This window comes from Paenibacillus sp. G2S3, from assembly GCF_030123105.1.
Lineage (GTDB): Bacteria > Bacillota > Bacilli > Paenibacillales > Paenibacillaceae > Paenibacillus_AQ.
The window spans coordinates 4,642,079-4,660,259 of sequence record NZ_CP126095.1; the positions used below are offsets into that span (position 1 = coordinate 4,642,079).

19 protein-coding genes are annotated in these 18,181 nt (G+C 44.5%); all 19 read right to left on the reverse strand.

Annotated features, from left to right (window positions below):
- Positions 1-3: 3 nt before the first annotated feature.
- Entirely contained in the window at positions 4-897 is an 894-nt protein-coding gene (locus QNH28_RS20405; protein WP_283908303.1) for a heptaprenyl diphosphate synthase component 1, read from the reverse strand.
- Positions 898-987: 90 nt separating this feature from the next.
- Positions 988-1,530, reverse strand: a complete 543-nt coding sequence (locus tag QNH28_RS20410) for a hypothetical protein (protein WP_283908304.1) — start codon at positions 1,528-1,530, stop codon at positions 988-990.
- A 95-nt stretch (positions 1,531-1,625) separates the two neighbouring features.
- Entirely contained in the window at positions 1,626-1,874 is a 249-nt protein-coding gene (gene mtrB / locus QNH28_RS20415; RefSeq protein ID WP_042190204.1) for a trp RNA-binding attenuation protein MtrB, read from the reverse strand.
- A gap of 118 nt (positions 1,875-1,992) precedes the next feature.
- On the reverse strand, positions 1,993-2,265 hold the full coding sequence (locus QNH28_RS20420; protein ID WP_036676223.1) for an HU family DNA-binding protein: 273 nt from the start codon (positions 2,263-2,265) through the stop codon (positions 1,993-1,995).
- A gap of 376 nt (positions 2,266-2,641) precedes the next feature.
- Positions 2,642-4,120, reverse strand: a complete 1,479-nt coding sequence (gene spoIVA / locus QNH28_RS20425; protein WP_283908305.1) for a stage IV sporulation protein A — start codon at positions 4,118-4,120, stop codon at positions 2,642-2,644.
- Positions 4,121-4,516: 396 nt separating this feature from the next.
- On the reverse strand, positions 4,517-6,556 hold the full coding sequence (locus QNH28_RS20430) for a serine hydrolase domain-containing protein (protein WP_283912214.1): 2,040 nt from the start codon (positions 6,554-6,556) through the stop codon (positions 4,517-4,519).
- A 268-nt stretch (positions 6,557-6,824) separates the two neighbouring features.
- Complete coding sequence (locus tag QNH28_RS20435; RefSeq protein WP_283908306.1) at positions 6,825-7,571, reverse strand: YphF family lipoprotein; 747 nt, start codon at positions 7,569-7,571, stop codon at positions 6,825-6,827.
- 30 nt (positions 7,572-7,601) lie between these two features.
- Positions 7,602-7,970, reverse strand: coding sequence for a 2Fe-2S iron-sulfur cluster-binding protein (locus QNH28_RS20440; protein WP_283908307.1), 369 nt, complete (start codon positions 7,968-7,970; stop codon positions 7,602-7,604).
- Between the two features lie 34 nt (positions 7,971-8,004).
- Positions 8,005-8,184 (reverse strand): DUF2768 family protein, encoded by a 180-nt coding sequence (locus QNH28_RS20445; protein WP_042129589.1) that lies wholly within the window; start codon positions 8,182-8,184, stop codon positions 8,005-8,007.
- A 199-nt stretch (positions 8,185-8,383) separates the two neighbouring features.
- A complete protein-coding gene (locus QNH28_RS20450) occupies positions 8,384-8,659 on the reverse strand; it encodes a stage VI sporulation protein F (protein ID WP_042190213.1) in 276 nt (91 codons plus the stop codon).
- A gap of 66 nt (positions 8,660-8,725) precedes the next feature.
- A complete protein-coding gene (locus tag QNH28_RS20455; protein ID WP_283908308.1) occupies positions 8,726-9,766 on the reverse strand; it encodes an NAD(P)H-dependent glycerol-3-phosphate dehydrogenase in 1,041 nt (346 codons plus the stop codon).
- Entirely contained in the window at positions 9,759-10,376 is a 618-nt protein-coding gene (gene plsY / locus QNH28_RS20460) for a glycerol-3-phosphate 1-O-acyltransferase PlsY (protein WP_283908309.1), read from the reverse strand. Before plsY ends, QNH28_RS20455 begins: the two co-directional genes overlap by 8 nt.
- Before the next feature lie 12 nt (positions 10,377-10,388).
- The gene (gene der / locus QNH28_RS20465; RefSeq protein WP_283908310.1) at positions 10,389-11,714 is read right to left on the reverse strand and encodes a ribosome biogenesis GTPase Der; all 1,326 of its coding nucleotides are present in this window, start codon (positions 11,712-11,714) and stop codon (positions 10,389-10,391) included.
- 169 nt (positions 11,715-11,883) lie between these two features.
- A complete protein-coding gene (gene rpsA / locus QNH28_RS20470) occupies positions 11,884-13,206 on the reverse strand; it encodes a 30S ribosomal protein S1 (protein ID WP_283908311.1) in 1,323 nt (440 codons plus the stop codon).
- A gap of 175 nt (positions 13,207-13,381) precedes the next feature.
- Positions 13,382-13,969, reverse strand: a complete 588-nt coding sequence (locus tag QNH28_RS20475; protein ID WP_283908312.1) for a lysophospholipid acyltransferase family protein — start codon at positions 13,967-13,969, stop codon at positions 13,382-13,384.
- Entirely contained in the window at positions 13,966-14,676 is a 711-nt protein-coding gene (cmk, locus tag QNH28_RS20480; RefSeq protein WP_283908313.1) for a (d)CMP kinase, read from the reverse strand. Before cmk ends, QNH28_RS20475 begins: the two co-directional genes overlap by 4 nt.
- 207 nt (positions 14,677-14,883) lie before the next feature.
- Positions 14,884-15,537: a flagellar brake protein gene (locus tag QNH28_RS20485; RefSeq protein WP_283908314.1), complete on the reverse strand. Its 654-nt coding sequence runs from the start codon at positions 15,535-15,537 to the stop codon at positions 14,884-14,886.
- A 131-nt stretch (positions 15,538-15,668) separates the two neighbouring features.
- Entirely contained in the window at positions 15,669-17,027 is a 1,359-nt protein-coding gene (gene ypeB, locus QNH28_RS20490; protein ID WP_283908315.1) for a germination protein YpeB, read from the reverse strand.
- A gap of 359 nt (positions 17,028-17,386) precedes the next feature.
- Complete coding sequence (gene prsW, locus QNH28_RS20495; protein ID WP_283908316.1) at positions 17,387-18,082, reverse strand: glutamic-type intramembrane protease PrsW; 696 nt, start codon at positions 18,080-18,082, stop codon at positions 17,387-17,389.
- Positions 18,083-18,181 lie beyond the last annotated feature (99 nt).

Consider the following 18,181-nt stretch of genomic DNA (forward strand, 5'->3'; position numbering starts at 1 on the left):
CCATTAACCCTCCACGGCTGCTTGTCCTGAGACCTTCATCTGCAGGAGAAAACGATCTAGCGCGATTTCTAGCTCTCTAAGCAAACTCTCGTCTTTAACGCTTTGTAATAGTCCCTGAATAGACTGAAGCGATTGATGAAGCTTGTCCGTCAGTTGAGAATCACATTTATATTTCATTTTTAACATCTTCCATTCCTTCTGATCAAGGTTCAGGTCTTGAAGCTGCTTGCGCTCTTCCTCCGTCGCCGTCTCCATCATCTTCCAATAGCAATAGCCATTCCCTGCATTCGCAGGATCATCACTACGGAGGAGCTCAAGAGCAACGGTCTCGCACTGACTGAATTCTGCCAGCAGTTTCTCCCACAGCTCCACTAAGGAGTTCTCAATCATAGGCGTAAAAGAAAGGAACAGCCGCATATTCAGCTGTACCATGTGCCGCAAATATTGTTCAGCCGAAAGGCGTATGCCTCTCATCTTCACGTAGAGATTCGCTTTCAAGACATTGAAATCTGCAATTGCCTTACTCAAGATTCCAATCATCTCGATCTGATCACTCTTTGCAAGCAAATGGTAAAACCAGCTACTGAAGTAATCACCAGCTAGTACCTTCAGTTGACGGGAACGCATAGGATCTCCACCCCGTCTATCATTCGAACGGTCAATGACCTCATGAGTGTCCAGACCTAGTTGTACAAGTGCTGTCACAAGCGTGTACAACTCTCCAGCACTTCCTTTTGCAGAAGAAGCGTGATTTAGAAAAATATATAACAAATGACCCCGGCCATCAGAAAACGGCGGCAAATCCGTATGCTTCTGAATCATGTCGTAGTCGGTGTAGGGTTTTGCCAGTTGCGGTATGCAGTACGGTTTCATTTCAGCCTCCGAAGCCATTGACATAATAATAATTCGTTTGTTCACAATCTTGTCTATTATATCACATGTTTTTTTGTCACGCACTGTGGTACGCCTGAGTTTCTTTTAATCCATTTAAGGATAAATGAACTGTTTCTTCCAAAGCTCGGTTTCACTAATACGGAAGCCCGTTTTGAGCCGATCCGATATAGGAAGATTACCCGCAGACTGAAGTTCATCTTGCAGCGAATAAGACCACTCCGAACGTCTGATATCCCCAGCTAACAGCAGTCGGCGGCTACCAAGCCATTTATCTTCTACCACAATGCGAAGTAGAAGTTGATCCACATTCGAGGTTTCTTGAATAGCAAAGGAAATGGCCTGAGCCATATTTTGATAGAGTTCCTCAGGTTCATGATCATTCCCGTTCACTTTCAGGTCTAGTGACAGAACATGGTCTTCCCAGCCTACGCTATCTATGGATAAGGTCAACGGAAGTGCGCCCAGAACATCAACAAGATTGGCATTGTCAAGCACTGTGTTATGGCTGCCAGTAAAAGTCTCCACTGTTCCATTTCTCTGCTGTACAGATGAGTCTAAGTCTGCCAGTTTCGGCAAAATAATAGCAGAGGTCGCAGTCAAGAGTAATGCGGCACCGATCAACCAGGCTTTGTTCATGGACACGCCCCCCTTATCCATAGTACCCACTTTTTTTGTGGATATGATCATTCACCCTTACTATATTTTGAAAAAAAGCAGGCTATGCCTGCTTTTCAGCTTTCACTTTCCAATTGTCCATGTTTCGTTAAAATTTCAGCTTTACCGCGGATTTTCATCGCTGAGGTATGATCGGTAAATTGGGCAATCAACACCTCACCCTTGTCTAACTTCTCTGTATGATGAAAGCGTGTATCCGTACCTCTAGTTAGTCCAATAACTTGAACGCCATTCTCTTTGGCCTTAACCACAATATAATCGCTACCTGTCGGAAGCGGATTTTCGCTCGTATTTTTATCCGTCATGGCTGATCCTCCTCAAAACCTAATTGTACAACCCATGCTATTCCAAAAAACAAATGCCGCCTTGGAGGGCGGCATAGTTGTTACTTAAAAAGACTATGGGATTGATATGTAGAAATCTTTATTTGATTCCGTCTTTCAGCGCCTTACCAGGTTTGAATGCTGGTACCTTGCTTGCAGGAATTTCGATTTCTTCACCAGTTTGTGGGTTACGGCCTTTACGTGCGGAACGTTCACGCACTTCAAAGTTTCCGAATCCAACCAGTTGTACTTTATCACCGCTTTGCAGCGCTTCTGTAATTGCTTCGAAAACCGCATCTACAGCTTTAGTAGCATCCTTCTTGGGAAGTTCAGTTGCTTCTGTAACTACATTGATCAAATCAGATTTATTCATGTTTTCTCACCTCCCTGAGTAAATTTCCGGTATCATACACTGTTTCCGTTTAAACGTAAAATATACGTGATAATCCCGTTTATTGCTGAACACTGGCGCCCACAGACCTTGAAGCGCAACAAACTTATAGTAATACAGCCCATCCATAAATTCAAGCAGTTAGACAAAAAAGGAGTAGAAATTATCATCTACACTTGCACAAACATCCAATTCGCATCTAATTTTATAGACCTATATGACCAGGATAATTCTTCTTTTCAGAAAAAAAATTGAGTCAGATTCACCGTTATTATAGGAACTAGGAATCAAGTTTCATAATTTTTACGCATAAAAAGAGTGGGATCTCTCCCACTCTTCCATTCCGCTTAAATTTAGGTTAGAGAATAATTGCAATAAGTCCGCCTGAGCCTTCATTGATGATGCGACCAAGCGTTTCTTGCAATTTGTAGCGCGCATTGTCAGGCATCATTGCGATCTTGCCTTGAATACCTTCCCTCACAATGGAATGCAAGGAGCGCCCAAAAATATCGGATTCCCAAATCTTAATCGGGTCATTCTCGAAATCCTGCATCAGATAGCGAACCAACTCTTCACTTTGCTTCTCTGTACCAATGATTGGTGAGAATTCAGATTCAACATCAACACGAATCATATGAATAGATGGTGCGGTAGCCTTTAAGCGAACCCCGAAGCGAGAGCCTTGACGAATCAGCTCTGGTTCATCGAGAGCCATTTCAGCCAACGAAGGAGCAGCAATACCATAACCGGTAGTCTTGACCATTTCTAAAGCTTCCGAGAAACGATCGTACTCCCTTTTCGCATGTGAGAATTCCTGCATCAGCTGGAGCAAGTGATCCTTGCCGCGGATCTCAACCCCTACTACCTCCATCAGAACCTGATCATATAGCTCTTCTGGGGCATACAGATCGATCTCTGCTACACCCTGACCCATGTTCATACCACTTAGGCCAGCTTTATCGATAAAATCATACTCTGTGAACTGAGCTACGAGGCGGTCAACATCCCGCAAGCGGCGAATGTCTTTTACCGTATCGCGAACGGAGTTCTCATAGCTACTACGCAGCCAGTGATTCTCTCCAAGCACCATAACCCAGCTTGGCAAGTTCACATTCACTTCATGAACTGGGAATTCGTACAATACTTCACGCAGTACACCTGTTACATCCTCTTCGGTCATGTTTGCCGCGCTAAGCGTCATGACAGGGATATCGTATTTGATGGCTAGCTCGTTGCGGAGCTGCTGTGCTTCCTCACTGCGTGGCCGAGTGGAGTTAATGACCAGTACAAATGGCTTACCCACTTCCTTCAGCTCCGCAATGACTCGCTCTTCAGAGTCCACGTACGAGTTCCGCGGAATTTCTGCAATCGTACCATCTGTTGTTACTACAACACCTAGCGTTGAATGCTCCTGGATGACCTTACGGGTCCCAATCTCTGCCGCTTCCTGGAAAGGAATTGGCTCCTCAAACCAAGGTGTAGAGATCATTCGTGGTCCATTCTCATCCTCGTAGCCTTTAGCGCCTTCTACAGCGTAACCCACACAGTCTACCAGTCGAACGTTAACCTCAAGCCCTTCCGCAACCTTGATTTGGACTGCGTTGTTAGGCACGAACTTAGGTTCAGTGGTCATAATTGTTTTGCCTGCTGCGCTTTGCGGAAGCTCATCCACAGCTCTTACTCGATCTGCCTCATTCGTGATGTTAGGCAGGACAATTGTTTCCATGAAGCGCTTGATAAATGTCGATTTCCCCGTGCGAACCGCGCCGACGACGCCAAGATAAATGTCTCCGCCGGTACGCTCGGCAATGTCCTTGAAAATATCCACTTTTTCCAAAAGAGATCCCCTCCTCATATTACTCCGAAGAAAAAATGCCTGAAGAGCATCGACTTCGCGTTCCGCCGGTAATCTGACCCTTGCAGGACATCAACCGGACTTATCGTATGCCCGCCCGAAGCCTAGCTGCTTTCGACCGGGACGTACTTGCCCCGCGCTAAACTCCGAATGCTCGGACATGCATTTGGACTAGTATCATCATATGTATCCGGAACGAATTTATGACCCTTAATCGCGCATTTTGCAATGTAATTTCTAAAAATTAATTGTGCGCGCCGCAAGGCGTCGGACGCCCGGAAGCTTTCTCATCCATCATATGAGGTAGGATTCATTGATAGAACTAACAAAATAGCCAGCTATAATAGCTGGCCCAATCCATATATGCGTATCTACTCTCTATTTCAGTAGCTTAATACCAAATGAAGCTCCGGCATTCCCGGCAAATACAATATAGCCCTTAATAGGTAGTACAACCTCATTGTTACTACTAATGACCGTGTTATTCACTAGGGCTCCCGTTTCATCGTATACTGTAAAAGCACCTTTTGCCGGCATCTTAACTACCATTTTCTTTCCAGCCGCTGTTTCGGGAACACTGAACCATCTAGCATAACCATCAGCTTGTATCGTAGTTATCGACGATTTGCCTTTATAGAGCGGCTTCACTCCGTCCTCACTCATATACAAGGTTCCAGCCGCATTAAAGTACTCTATGCCCTCTTTGGCATAGAAAAGAGTATCAAATGTATCTCGGCCCGCGATGCCAGGAATTTGGTGCTGGCTCCGAGCCGTATTTGGACCTGTTATCTTCATACCTTTGAAATAACCTTCACTTGTCTGTATTGTTGGCCTAATCATGTTCATATAGGTGATGGAACTGAATTTCTCGCTGACTGGATAGTATAACTTACCTTCTCTTTTTGCCCACGCATCTGCGGTTTGTTTATTCAGTGCTGCAACTTCCAATTTCTCCGCCTTGTATTCAGAATACGCAAGCTGGCCTAATTCAGGAACCGAAATATACTGGCTCATCCACAAATAAGTCCGTCCGTTGCTTTCCTTTACAAAATTAACCTTTGTGCTGCCTTCCTCATCAACAAAAGTTCCATCCGTGGTGTAAATAAATTTTTGTTCCGGAGCAGTCATTCCTGATAACAAGAGTTCCCCGTCCTTGATAGCTACCTTCCACTGATCGCCTAGAGTACTGTAATAACCTGCGTATTTCACAAGATCTTTTGGCATGTCAGCCTTAACTGGCTTGCCAAATGATTTATCCGGCTTGATTTCTTTAATTGCGCCCTTCTCTTTCATCGCCTGAAGGAGCAATTCACTTGCCAGCAGTTGATTAATTGAGGAGCTCCCGCCCGAGGTAATGACTGCTGCAGCCATATTCTGTACAGGAAGCACGACGAGGGAGGATTGATACATCTGTGTATCTCCTCCTTTAACAAGAGCTTTTATACCATAATCGTTAAAAGGGAATAATCGCACACTGTCCCAACCAAGTCCGTAGTCAGCAGAATTATCCCCATCTTTGGGCCAAAATCCCTTTCTATACTCTTCTTGCTCCATGACCTGTACTGATTTGGTTGAGAGTACATCTGCTCGCTTCCCAGTAAAGATTTGCGAGAATCGGACCAAATCCTCCGCCGTAGAGTAGATTCCGCCTGTACCAATAGCATTGGTCGTCTCCGTTGGGAGCTGGCCCTTATATGCAGGAGAGTAAAGACCGGCAAATTTGCTTGAATCCACCTTATCTTGTGGCGTCATGGTATGGTTCATACCCAAAGGTACTGCAAAATTGTGTTGAATGAATTCTGTGAAAGTCATTTTACTGACTCTTTCTACAAGAATCTCAGCCAGCGTGAATCCATCGTTGCAATAAACAGAGAAAGCTCCGGGCTCTGCCTTTAATCTCTGTGTAGACAAGTGCTCTAGCAGCGTATCGTGTACGTACGTATCTGGATCATCAAATAGAAATGCACTAGTTAAAGTCGAACCTTGAAAACCGGATGAATGATTCAACAACATGCGCGGAGTAATCTTTTTGTAACGTTCATCTTCCATCTTGAAATCCGTAATATATTGTACAACGGGAGTATCGAGATTGATCTTACCTTCATCAACTAGTTTCATGACCGCTGACGCCGTAAACATTTTGCTCGTAGAGCCAATAACATAGATTGTTTCCTTCGTTAAAGGGATTTTTCCTTCTGCGTCGTTAAATCCACTTTGTCCCGATACTTTGATCACTCCATTGTCGATCAAGGCATACTGCACGCTGGTTATCCCATATTGTTCAGTAAAAAGCGCTGCTTTCTCAGAAGCGAGCTTCTCTAGCGTCTTAGAAGAAACCGTAGCTACGCTGCTGGAAGCCATCGCGCTTGTAGGAATAAGTGGGGTCAGGGCTAAGGCCGCTGCAAGCGTCCATATGATATTTTTTTCATGTCAGCAACATCCTTTTGTCTCTAATTTTGAACGATTATGAATTATTCACGATTCATCTCTAGCCTGAACTGAATCTCCTTTCTTACCTTCATTCTAGCAATCCAGTCTACGCGCCATTAAACTGAACCTTAATTCCATCTACGATTTATGTAAGACAATTAAGCTTCTGTTAAGGCAATATCTGAACAACACAAAAACGCCTAATCCTTCGGATATATAACCGAAGCTTAGACGCTCTTAAGCTTTAACTTTCACTTCAACTAGGAGACTGCGGGACAGGCTGATTATTGATCCAAATATAAGGTAAGGACTTTACGGGTACGTAATACGAAGCCTGCTCCAGATTCAGTCGTAGGTCCTTATCCCCGTCATGTTCCCCACCATTCTTTTCAATGGCAGCTATAATATCAAAGACATAATCTACGTAGACCGTTCCAGCCTTGTCCATAATAAAATCAAGAACCTGACCGGAATAGACGCTAGTTAATGATATGGAGCTTGTTCCTGCCTTCTTATGATCAATGGTGTAAAGTCCAGGATATAACTCATCAAGCACGGGCAGAGAGCCGTCATGAGCTGATTTATAACGATTAATCTGACGCTGCACATCATTCACCTTCTGAACGGTCACAAGGTCCATTACCTTAACAACTGGATCGCTTTCCTCATTCAAAATAAGAAAATAAGCACTGCCTCCCTGTTCAAAAGCCGTAGCAGGAATATCATCCAAATATCCCTTGTTGTTCAGCTTACCCAGGTCTATACGGAACTTCTCATATCTTGGAGTAGTTTCATCCGCATTAAGAATCGGAAGCACACCTTCCTCCTGTTGATAGTCATCAACAGCGGATTGTATCCGCTTAACACTTTCTCGATAATTAACGCTAGCTCGCTTCTCTTCCCCGGGATACAGACAACCCGAAAGCGTAAGAGCGATCGACACCACTACTAGACAAAGTCTTGCTCCTGCCTTTAGTTTCTTCTTTCTTCGTAATAACTCCAACCGAGTCCCTCCCACGGTGACAATCTAACTCTACCACAGCTCATCTTCTTCCCCACGCCGCGCAGCTTCAAGCTTACGGCGTACAGCAGCCTTAAGTGGATCTTCTGGTACCTGAACGGTCACATCGCTCCATACGGCAGTCTGACAGGCCAGACGCACTCCCTCTTCTAACACAGTTCCAAGCTTACGACGTTCAATATCCCCTGGAGGTCTCACTGCTGTGGCCTCTTCATTCGCAATTTTAACCTTGCACATCAGACAGCCTGCTTTGCCTCCACAGCGAGTGGTGATCGTTACTCCGGCTCTACGAGCTGCCTCCAGTAACGAGATACCGCGATTCACCACAGCTTTTCGACCTTCAGGTTGAAACATAACGGTGACGCTATTTTGCGATTTCATGATGTTACTTCCTTCCTTAACGCTGTGTAACTGCTTACATAATCGAAACAACGCCGCCCAATAGGCCCACTAACATAATGACAAACGCAAGGATAGATAGCAGTGCTTTAAGCAGTCCCTTTGTTTTGCTCCGAGCAAAAGTTATTAGAAATACAGACAGCCCCATAATCAGCATTGCAATCAGGGACAACCACATTTTTGTCATCGGATCCAAGGTCAAAGCCCCCATTCGCCTGTAATATATTAGGGACTATTATATCATGACCTTATCCTATTCTGTAAAAAAACATCATTTTTTATATATTATTATTTAGATAATTCAGCTTGTGAAAGTTTTCCATGTCATACAAAAAAAGAGCAAAAGATAACGAAATCTCTATGGATTCCGATTCTTTTGCTCACCCAACTTAAAGCTATTTTTTAAGCATCATTTTCATTAAAGACTCCATTGTGCCGGAACCTGCGCCGCCTTTTTTGACGGCATTGATAATTTCCTGCACAGTAGCTTCACTGACCGGCACTTTCGCCATCGATGACACCTGCTTAATTAACTGGCGGAGCTGGGCTTCATTCTGCGTAGTTCCTGGCTTGACCGTACTGGCTAGCTTTTTGACGGCACTTTCCGTAATGTTCTTGCCCGCCTTTTTGTTAATGGCGTTCAATGCATCCTTGGAAAAATCTCTGCTCACTTTTCATCCCTCCTCCGTCAATCCCCAATACAACATATGAGAATTGGCAGAAAAAGGTGAACAGGATCAGGAATGCCACTGCTCCCAAGTTTCCTGAGATATCGCCTCAAGCTCAGGCTTACGATCGCGACCCATCAAAGCTTCAACTGCACTACGTGGGCTTCTTCCTTGAAAAAGGACATGATAAATTTGATCCGTAATGGGCATCTGAACACCTAGTTTAATGGAAATAGCATAAGCCGCCTCCGTTGTACGAATGCCTTCGACAACCATTCCCATCGACTTCAGCACCTCATCCAGTGGCTTCCCTTGCCCGAGCATGAACCCTGCGCGCCAGTTACGGCTGTGCTGGCTGGTAGCAGTCACTACAAGATCGCCAATGCCTGCAAGCCCTGCAAAGGTCAAAGGATTCGCTCCAAGCTCGACTCCCACCCGAGAAATCTCGGCCAGTCCACGTGTCAGAAGCGCCGCCTTAGCGTTATCCCCGAACCCAAGACCATCGGATAGACCTGCACCGAGTGCAATAATATTCTTTAATGCACCAGCAAGCTCTACCCCTACCTGATCGCGGTTCGTGTATACACGAAAATCGTTGTTAATGAACAATTCCTGTGCTTCAGCGGTACGCTTATCATCAGGTGAAGCCACAACAACCGTAGTAGGACACAGGCGCACTACTTCCTCGGCATGACTCGGTCCGGAGAGAACGACAATCTGCCCTTCGTCACAGCCGAGTTCCTCCGCAATAACGATGGACATCCGTTTCTTGCTTTCAGTCTCAAAGCCCTTCGTAGCATGAACGCATAGCATTTCATCCTTCCAGAACGGCTTCAGACTGCGAGCAACCTGCCGCATACCTGAAGATGGGGCAACAATAACAACCGCTTTAGAACCGGAAACTGCTGTCTCCATATCGGTGGTTGCAATGATATTTGCGGGCAGAGAAATTCCCGGTAAATACTTATTATTGATATGAGAGCCATTGATCTCGGCAGCTTGATCAGAGTTACGTGTCCACAGATAAACTTCCGAGTGATTAGCAGCCAGCACACTCGCTAGCGCAGTTCCCCAGCTCCCCGCTACTAGTACGGTTACTTTATCAGACAACACGATTCCCTCCTTTTACTTTTGAGCCTATCTTGTTCTCACGGCCCTCTACAATCTTAACAATATTCGTCCGGTGCCGCCAGAAGGCAAAAACCGCGATGATAATACTGGTCCAGAGCACAGGCTGTGTAAATCCTGTCAACAATAAAAAAACTGGTGTCAGCGCGACAAAAATTAACGAGCCAAGTGACACGTAACGAGTAATAAAGATAGATCCTATGGCGATGACACCGGCGAGCAGCGCTGGCCATAAACACAATGTGGCCATAACGCCGATCGTAGTAGCGATGCCCTTTCCTCCACGGAAACGAAAGTAAAGCGGCCAGTTATGTCCGACAATGGCAGCGATTCCGCAAAGAGTAGCAACCCAGGTACCCCAGCCGCCTACCCAAGTTCCTAACCAAACAGCGGCAACACCCTTCAGTACATCCAGCACTAGCACGGATATCGCAGGACCTTTCCCCAATACACGTAGTGTATTGGTAGCCCCCGCATTGCCGCTTCCATATTGACGGATATCAATTCCCTTTAGTAGCTTGGCGAACAGCACACTAAAGCTGACAGAACCAAGCAAATAGCTTACAACGATAACCAGAAGTTCAAGCGCCACACTTCTTCTCCCCTAACCTTCGTTTTCGGATTTGCGCCGTGTAAAGAGACGGATTGGCGTTCCCTCGAAATTAAACGCCGCACGGATTTTATTCTCCAGGTAACGTTCATAGGAGAAGTGCATCAGCGATGGGTCATTCACGAACACCACGATCGTCGGTGGCTTCACCGCAACCTGCGTTACGTAGTTAATACGTAAGCGACGGCCTTTGTCCGTTGGAGGAGGGTTAATCGCAATGGCATCCGATACAACATCGTTTACCAAATGCGTAGTAATGCGCAGTGCATGCTGTTGTGATACATGCTGCACCACAGGTAGCAGTTTTTGCAGGCGCTGTTTAGTTAAAGCCGACAAGAAGACAACAGGTGCGTAACTCATAAACAAGAAATGATCACGAATCTTAGTCTCGAAGTTCTGCATAGTCTTGTCGTCTTTCTCAATAGCATCCCATTTGTTCACAACAAAAATAGATGCCTTACCAGCTTCATGTGCATAACCGGCAATATGCTTGTCCTGATCGATGATGCCCTCTTCGCCGTTAATTACAACGAGGACCACATCAGCCCGTTCAATCGCACGCATAGCACGCATAACACTGTATTTCTCAATGTTCTCATACACCTTACCTTTTTTGCGCATACCTGCAGTGTCGATAAGCACATAACGTTGTCCATCACGTTCAAAAGGTGTGTCAATAGCATCTCGAGTAGTACCTGCAATATCACTAACGATAACGCGTTCTTCACCCAGAATCGCGTTAACTAGAGAGGATTTACCTACATTCGGACGGCCAATCAAGGCTACACGAATGACGTCGTCATCGTATTCATCATCTATTTTCTCTGGAAGACGTTCTACTACAGCGTCCAATAAATCGCCGAGTCCTGTACCATGACTCCCGGAAATTCCGATTGGATCTCCAAAGCCTAGGCTATAGAACTCATAAATATCATCTGCACGCTTCATATTATCCACTTTATTGATGGCAAGAACGATCGGTTTGCCTGAACGGAACAGAATCTGAGCTACCTCTTCATCTGAATTCGTCACACCACTCTTCGCCTCACACATAAATACAATAACATCTGCTTCTTCAATCGCTAGTTCCGCTTGAACGCGGATTGATTTCAGAATCGTGTCATCTCCATCAATTTCAATACCTCCGGTATCAATCACACTGAACGACTTACCGTTCCAATCTGAAATACCATAAATCCGGTCACGTGTAATCCCCGGCTTATCTTCTACAATGGCCAATCTATCGCCTATCAGCCGATTAAAAATCGTCGATTTCCCGACGTTAGGCCTTCCAACGATTGCCACAACGGGTCTTGCCATATTCATTCCTCCTGTCATCCTTACGATACTCATCATAGCAAAAAACATTAAAATTGGCTAACACTCATGTTAGCTCCAATAAATCTTTGTGTTACCAGAAAAAGAGAATCGGCGAACCCCCTTATCGAGGGCTCGCCGATTACTTTACCCGTATATTCAAAAAGCAGGATTAGTTATTACCTTTGAATTTGTCCAACTTGTCACCAAAACGTTCAGCAAGTGTAAAGCTAAGGCCTTCATTGCTCAAAGAAACGTTAGGGTTGTTCAATACTTCTTTAGGAGCTCTGTCTCTGCTGTTGCTGCGTTCAGGTCTAGCAGTAGGTGCTGGAGCTTCTTCTGTTTCTTTGATGCTCAAGCTAACACGTTTCTCGGATGGATTGAAGTCCAGTACTTTCACTTGAACTTCTTGTCCTTCTTTCAATACTTCGTGTGGAGTAGCGATGTGTTTGTGGGAGATTTGCGAAATGTGCACAAGACCTTCCACCCCTGGAAGCAATTCAACGAATGCTCCGAAGTTCACAAGACGTTTTACAACGCCTGTTACAACATCACCGATGTTGATTTCGCCAGCAGCAGAATCCCAAGGACCTGGAGCAGCAGCTTTGATACTCAAGCTAATTTTTCCTTTTTCAGGATCAACCTTAAGTACTTTAACACGTACTTTATCACCTTCGGAAACAACATCAGAAGGTTTCTCTACGTGATTCCAAGCGATTTCGGATACGTGTACAAGACCGTCAACTCCGCCAACATCAACAAATGCGCCGAATTGGGTTAGACGTTGTACAGTACCTTCAATGATTTGACCTTCAGACAGTTCAGCCATAATTTTGAGCTTGTTAGCTTCGAACTCTTCTTCAAGGACTTCTTTAGCAGACAGGATTACTTTGCTGTTCTCACGGTCAAGTTCTTTCACTTTAACACGCAGGGTACGGCCTTTGTAATCGCTGAAATCTTCAACGAAGTGACGCTCAACCATGGAAGCTGGGATAAATCCACGCGCTCCAACATCAGCTACTAGACCGCCTTTAACAACGTCAGCCACTGTAACTTCGAAAGCTTCTTGGGAAGCAAAGTACTTCTCAAGATCTTCCCATGATTTTTCGCTATCAACAGCACGTTTGGAAAGAACAAGGCTTTCCTTGTTGTCGTTGATGCTAACCACTTTACATTCTACTTCCTGTCCAACTTCTACTGCTGCAGCAGCGTTGTCCAGTTGTACTGCGGACAATTCGCGAATCGGAATCACGCCGTCGTATTTATATCCAATGCTTACATAAGCTTGGTTATCTTCGATTTTGACGATTGTTCCTTTCACGGTATCGCCTTTTTTCAAAGAAATGATTTCCAAGTCAGCTTGGTTAGTCACTTCTTCTTCGTTAACGGCAGCAACTTCTTCAACAGCTCCGTTATTTTCTGTCACAGCGGATTCCACCGCTTCTACGGTTTCATTATTCTCCGTAGCTTCCTGATTTTTAATTTCTTCAGACATGTGATTAGCCTCCTCGATTCAAAACCCCATTTATTTAAACCTGCGTATAGCAGAGTTCAAAACAAGCATTGCTTGGTATTACAAATTACACTTGAAGATAGTATGTTCCAAAAAATAGCGACTATGCCGTTATTTAATCGTAGCACCGGACGAAATTTGTGATTTCGTTTATCCCTTAACTAACGGTTGGTATACCCGACTTCTTCATCTCGTTGATGCGTTCCATAATGACATCGGTAACAGCCTCGAGAGATTCACTTCCTGCACCGGCAAATTGACTGAGATCTATAGGAGCCCCATAGACAACAACCATCCGTCGAAAGGGTTTGTACTCACCGACAATAGCGGCTGGAACAACTGCCGCACCGCTTCGAAGTGCGAAGCTTGCAGCACCTTTCTTTGCAACTCCGGCGTCAGAGTTACGCGTACCCTCCGGGAAGATACCCATGACATTACCACCACGAAGTGTGTTAAGGGCCGTTTTAATGGATTCTTTGCTTACGCCACCACGTTTGACCGGAAAAGCACCCAATTTGTTAATGAGCCAGCCAAGCACAGGAACCTTAAAAAGTTCTGCCTTAGCCATATACTTTACCTGACGGTCTAGCTTAATCCCAATAGTCATCGGATCTAGTAAACTAATATGGTTGGCACAGAGCAGCACCCCGCCCTCCTTTGGCACATTCTCTTCCCCCACAATCTTAAGCGGGAAAATAATTGCGTAAATCAAGCGAAGCAAGCCTCGGCAAAATACATAAATCATAAATGATTTCTCTCCCCGTCAACATGAGATCTGCAATGGGATACAATGGCCTCCACGACTTGATCGATATCCATAAAGGTCGTGTCCAGAAGAATTGCATCTTCCGCACGGCGCAGCGGTGAAATTTCCCGTCCTTCATCCAGACGATCCCGTTGTGCAATATCATGTTCAAGCTGCTGAAGCGTCACCGATTCCGCGTCTCTCAATTCCTTATAACGACGGAGAGCTCTTTCTTCCACACTTGCCGTCATAAAAATTTTCACTTCGGCATCGGGCAGCACGGTCGTACCGATATCGCGGCCATCCATTACAACGCCTTTGCGAAGCGCCATCTGACGCTGCAAATGACTAAGCCTGGACCTTACGCCTTCGATCTTCGAATACTGCGACACAAGGCCGCTAACCTGAAGACTCCGAATATGCGGCGTTACGTCTTCCCCATTAATCAGCACCTTCTGGATGTCTCTTTCCGGGATTAGCTCAATAACCATGTCGCGAACTTTCTGGTTCACTTGATTTTGATCTTCCGGTTCTATGCCTTCTCGGATCATATACCAGGTAATCGCCCGGTACATTGCACCTGTATCGACATAAATATAAGACAGCTTCTGGGCTACCAATCGGGCTACAGTACTCTTGCCTGCCCCGGCAGGTCCGTCGATGGCGACGTTAATTCTGTCGTAAGTATGTGTACCCTGCCTATCCAACGGGGCATTCCTCCTCAAACACTCTTTCATAAGCAAAGCTTCTAGCGATGTTAAGTTCGTTCCTGCAATATCAAGTAGCACATACAAATTGAAATGCTTGATGATATTATCAAGAAAAAAGCAGGCATTGCCTGCGACTTATAAAATTATACCACAGTTTATACTTCAGTGCAAAATCAGAACGCTTAATAGAGCTTAGAAAAATGCCTATCGGTTGCGGAAATCAAACTGACGTTCAAAGCAATAACGTATTATTTTCTGACGCTCATTATCCGTAATAGACACGAATTTCAGCATGGCCAATTGGCGCCCATTTTCAAGCTTTTTAATCCGAACAACTTCACCTTCAAAGTCCACATGCTCAATACTTCCGTTTCGATAAGGCACTAAAACCCAGCAGGATAATTTCGCGCCCACCTCGAGCTTCACTTGGTTATCCACTAAGAAAGAGGTTCCTCCTCCACCGATATCATCTGTACGTACAAGAAACCTTTTACCATAGCTATCCTTCACAGCTAATTCTAGATCTGCATTCACTCGAAAAAAGCTTCGTCTCTGGATTTTGAAAATCGAATCCGTCTCTGGTTTTTGTACCCGGACCATACGAATTACATCTTCTTTAAACCCGAGAACATGAGTATTAAAGTAATTTTTAATGCCGCCCTCCGTTATAAAATAAACCGAAAGCTCGTCCCCCATAAAAAGTCTTTTCAGACGACCATTACTCTCCTGCATTGGAATTTCAATCAGGAACGCGTCGTCCTCTGTCTCTGCAATTCTCGATCTATATTCAACTTCTGCTTCAGCAGCGTCACTGGAAGCAACCTGTATGTATAGATATTCATTAATTTTAGGATACAAAGATGTCACCGCCAAATCAGTATAGTTAACAATGATTATAGCATGGGAATATCACCCAATGAGATAATTATTATTTGATTTTTTAAAAATAAAAAAGGGCACATCCATTTATTTGGATGTGCCCACTTTCTTCATTTTTGTTCTACTCCCGAAGAAGCCCTGATTTCTTCCACAGACTCTTCGATGCCATCATCCGCATTAAGATAAATACGATACTGGGTACCGTTTACCTCTCCGCCAAACTCGTAAGTCAAGACTTCTACTGAGTCATCGTTTTTAATCCAAGCCATGCGGTGGTAATTCTCTTTGAAATCCGAATTCAGAAATTTTTTCGCTTCCGCAAGAGTCAGCTTTGGCTTTGGAATCTGACGATTGTCCTTATGTTCATTGACATATTCGCTAGCCTCAAATCCAACCGTTGTCCCAGTATCAAGACCTATTCGGATCGTCATTTTCTCAGGATAAATTAATACATCATTCTGGCTCGTTACAAAGATTAAATTCCCAATATTATCATAACGGTCAGCATTAACCGCAGTCATATGAGGATATCCCTTTTTCTTAAGAAACTGCTCCGCCTTGGTAACTGCTTCTTCTAGGGTTACCTTAGCAGGTCCAATCTCACGGTTATCGTAATAAGAGATCAGTAAACCACCATTTTTGGTAAAATCCATACTGATAATCTGCTTATTATTCGAACCACTGACTGTAGCCGTGTAGGAAGGCCACTTCGTATTTTTGCCGTTTTCTTTAACATCTACCTTAGCATTGGTGCCTGCATTAGCAAACTTAATGGCTTTACGTTTGATATCTTCAACGGAAACAGGAGTACCTCCGAGCATTTTAACAGAGCGTTTATCATAAATGCTTGCAACTGAAGGACCCCAATCCAGGTCAGGGTAACCTTCGACACGTTTGTCCACCGACTTGAAGCCGTCAATAATCGAATTATCTTCTGCCTTATTCTCTGTAGCCAGTGCGGTTTCAACATCCATCCAGCGCAGACGGTTGCCAATGACTTTATTCTGAACATCTTGCAAATCTTTAGAGATTTCTCCAGAGCTCTTGTACAACGCTTTTAGATTGCTCAATTCACCGTCCGTCAAAGGCTTCTTAGTGAAATCACGAATCCCAGCTTTATAAGAAAAGTTAGAGATTTTGGACAGAAACTCCTCCGTTTTGCTAAATGGCAGTAATGTGAGCGGCAACTGATTAATCTCATTTTGTGCCTCACTGGTCATCCGCCACACATTCACAAGTCCTTTGCGATGCATCCCGTTAGAAGCGGAGTTAACCGCAAGTGTGTTCCCAAGCTCTCCATGAAGACGATCCACATGGTAAGACAAATCATGAAAGGCACGCTGATATTGGTTCTCCGCCTTAATTAGAATCGCATTCTTCTCCTGGTTCTCCTGATAACCCCACACAAGTGCGCCAATTAACAGCAGCGCAGTCAGCGGGAACATTACAGCACTTAATCTTTTATACATAGGGCTATAAGACTCCTTTCGATAGCTTATTGGCGTTAGTTTGACAATAAACTAGGAGTCTTATGCACCCGTTTGTAACACATTCTGACTAAAGCTTTTGAATAGAGGGATTTCACTTCAAAATTGCATAGCAAAGCGTTTACGCTCTCTCTTCAATCTCAAAGCCACTGCTATTACTGCAAAGGCATTGCTTAAAGCCGGTTTGAATAACACCCTGCTCTTTTATCCCTCTTAATATGTAGGTCTCACCGCATCGTTTGCAAAGTATACGGACTTTTATACGCAAAAAAAGACACCTCTCTCCTCTCTGGAATTTCCGCTAAGGAACAATCCTTTGAATATAAGTGTGTCCATCTCGATTATAGGTTAACCTCTTCTTCTCGTTTCAGAAAGCGGAAAGGGGATCTGCTATTAGCCCTATCCACTTTCCCCATGCCTCCGTACCATAAAATTGCCATCAGAGGAACAATAAACCATATCCAGTAGTTAGCTGTCGTACTCAAAATAAAGTCGTAAATCCCATGCCACAACCATGGCAACAAGATAGAGATCAACAGAATCCCTTTTGTTTTAGTCCCTTTTGAGAACTTGGCTCTTCCTAAATGATAGCCCATGATCACACCAAACATAGCGTGTCCAGAAACCGGAAGTAACGCTCTCAGAAACATAGAACCAATTGAAGCATTGCTATACCAAGCGTACATTATATTTTCTATTGTTGCGAAGCCGAGCGAAATAGCTACGGCGTATAGTATCCCATCATATGGCTCGTCAAATTCGGTGTGATTGTAAATCATATGGTAAAGCACAAACCATTTTAGACATTCTTCCACGCCAGCGGATATGAGAAACGACTCCACATAAGGACCGCCATTCAGTCCCAGCATCAGCCCTCTCTGAATGATCATAACAGGGAATACAATCAGGAGACCTAATAGGAACACCTTAATGACGATATGAAGCGGTTCTTGATCATACTTATCTTTCAGATAAAAAAAGGTCAGCAGAGCAAGTCCCGGCGCTACTGCCGACGAAATAACCGATAACACGAGCACCGAATAACCTCCCTATATCCCTAGCGCCTAATTCTGCTGAATTTACAGCAAGGCAGACAACAGCTTTAATTCAAGAATAACCGCCATACCATCAAGAAC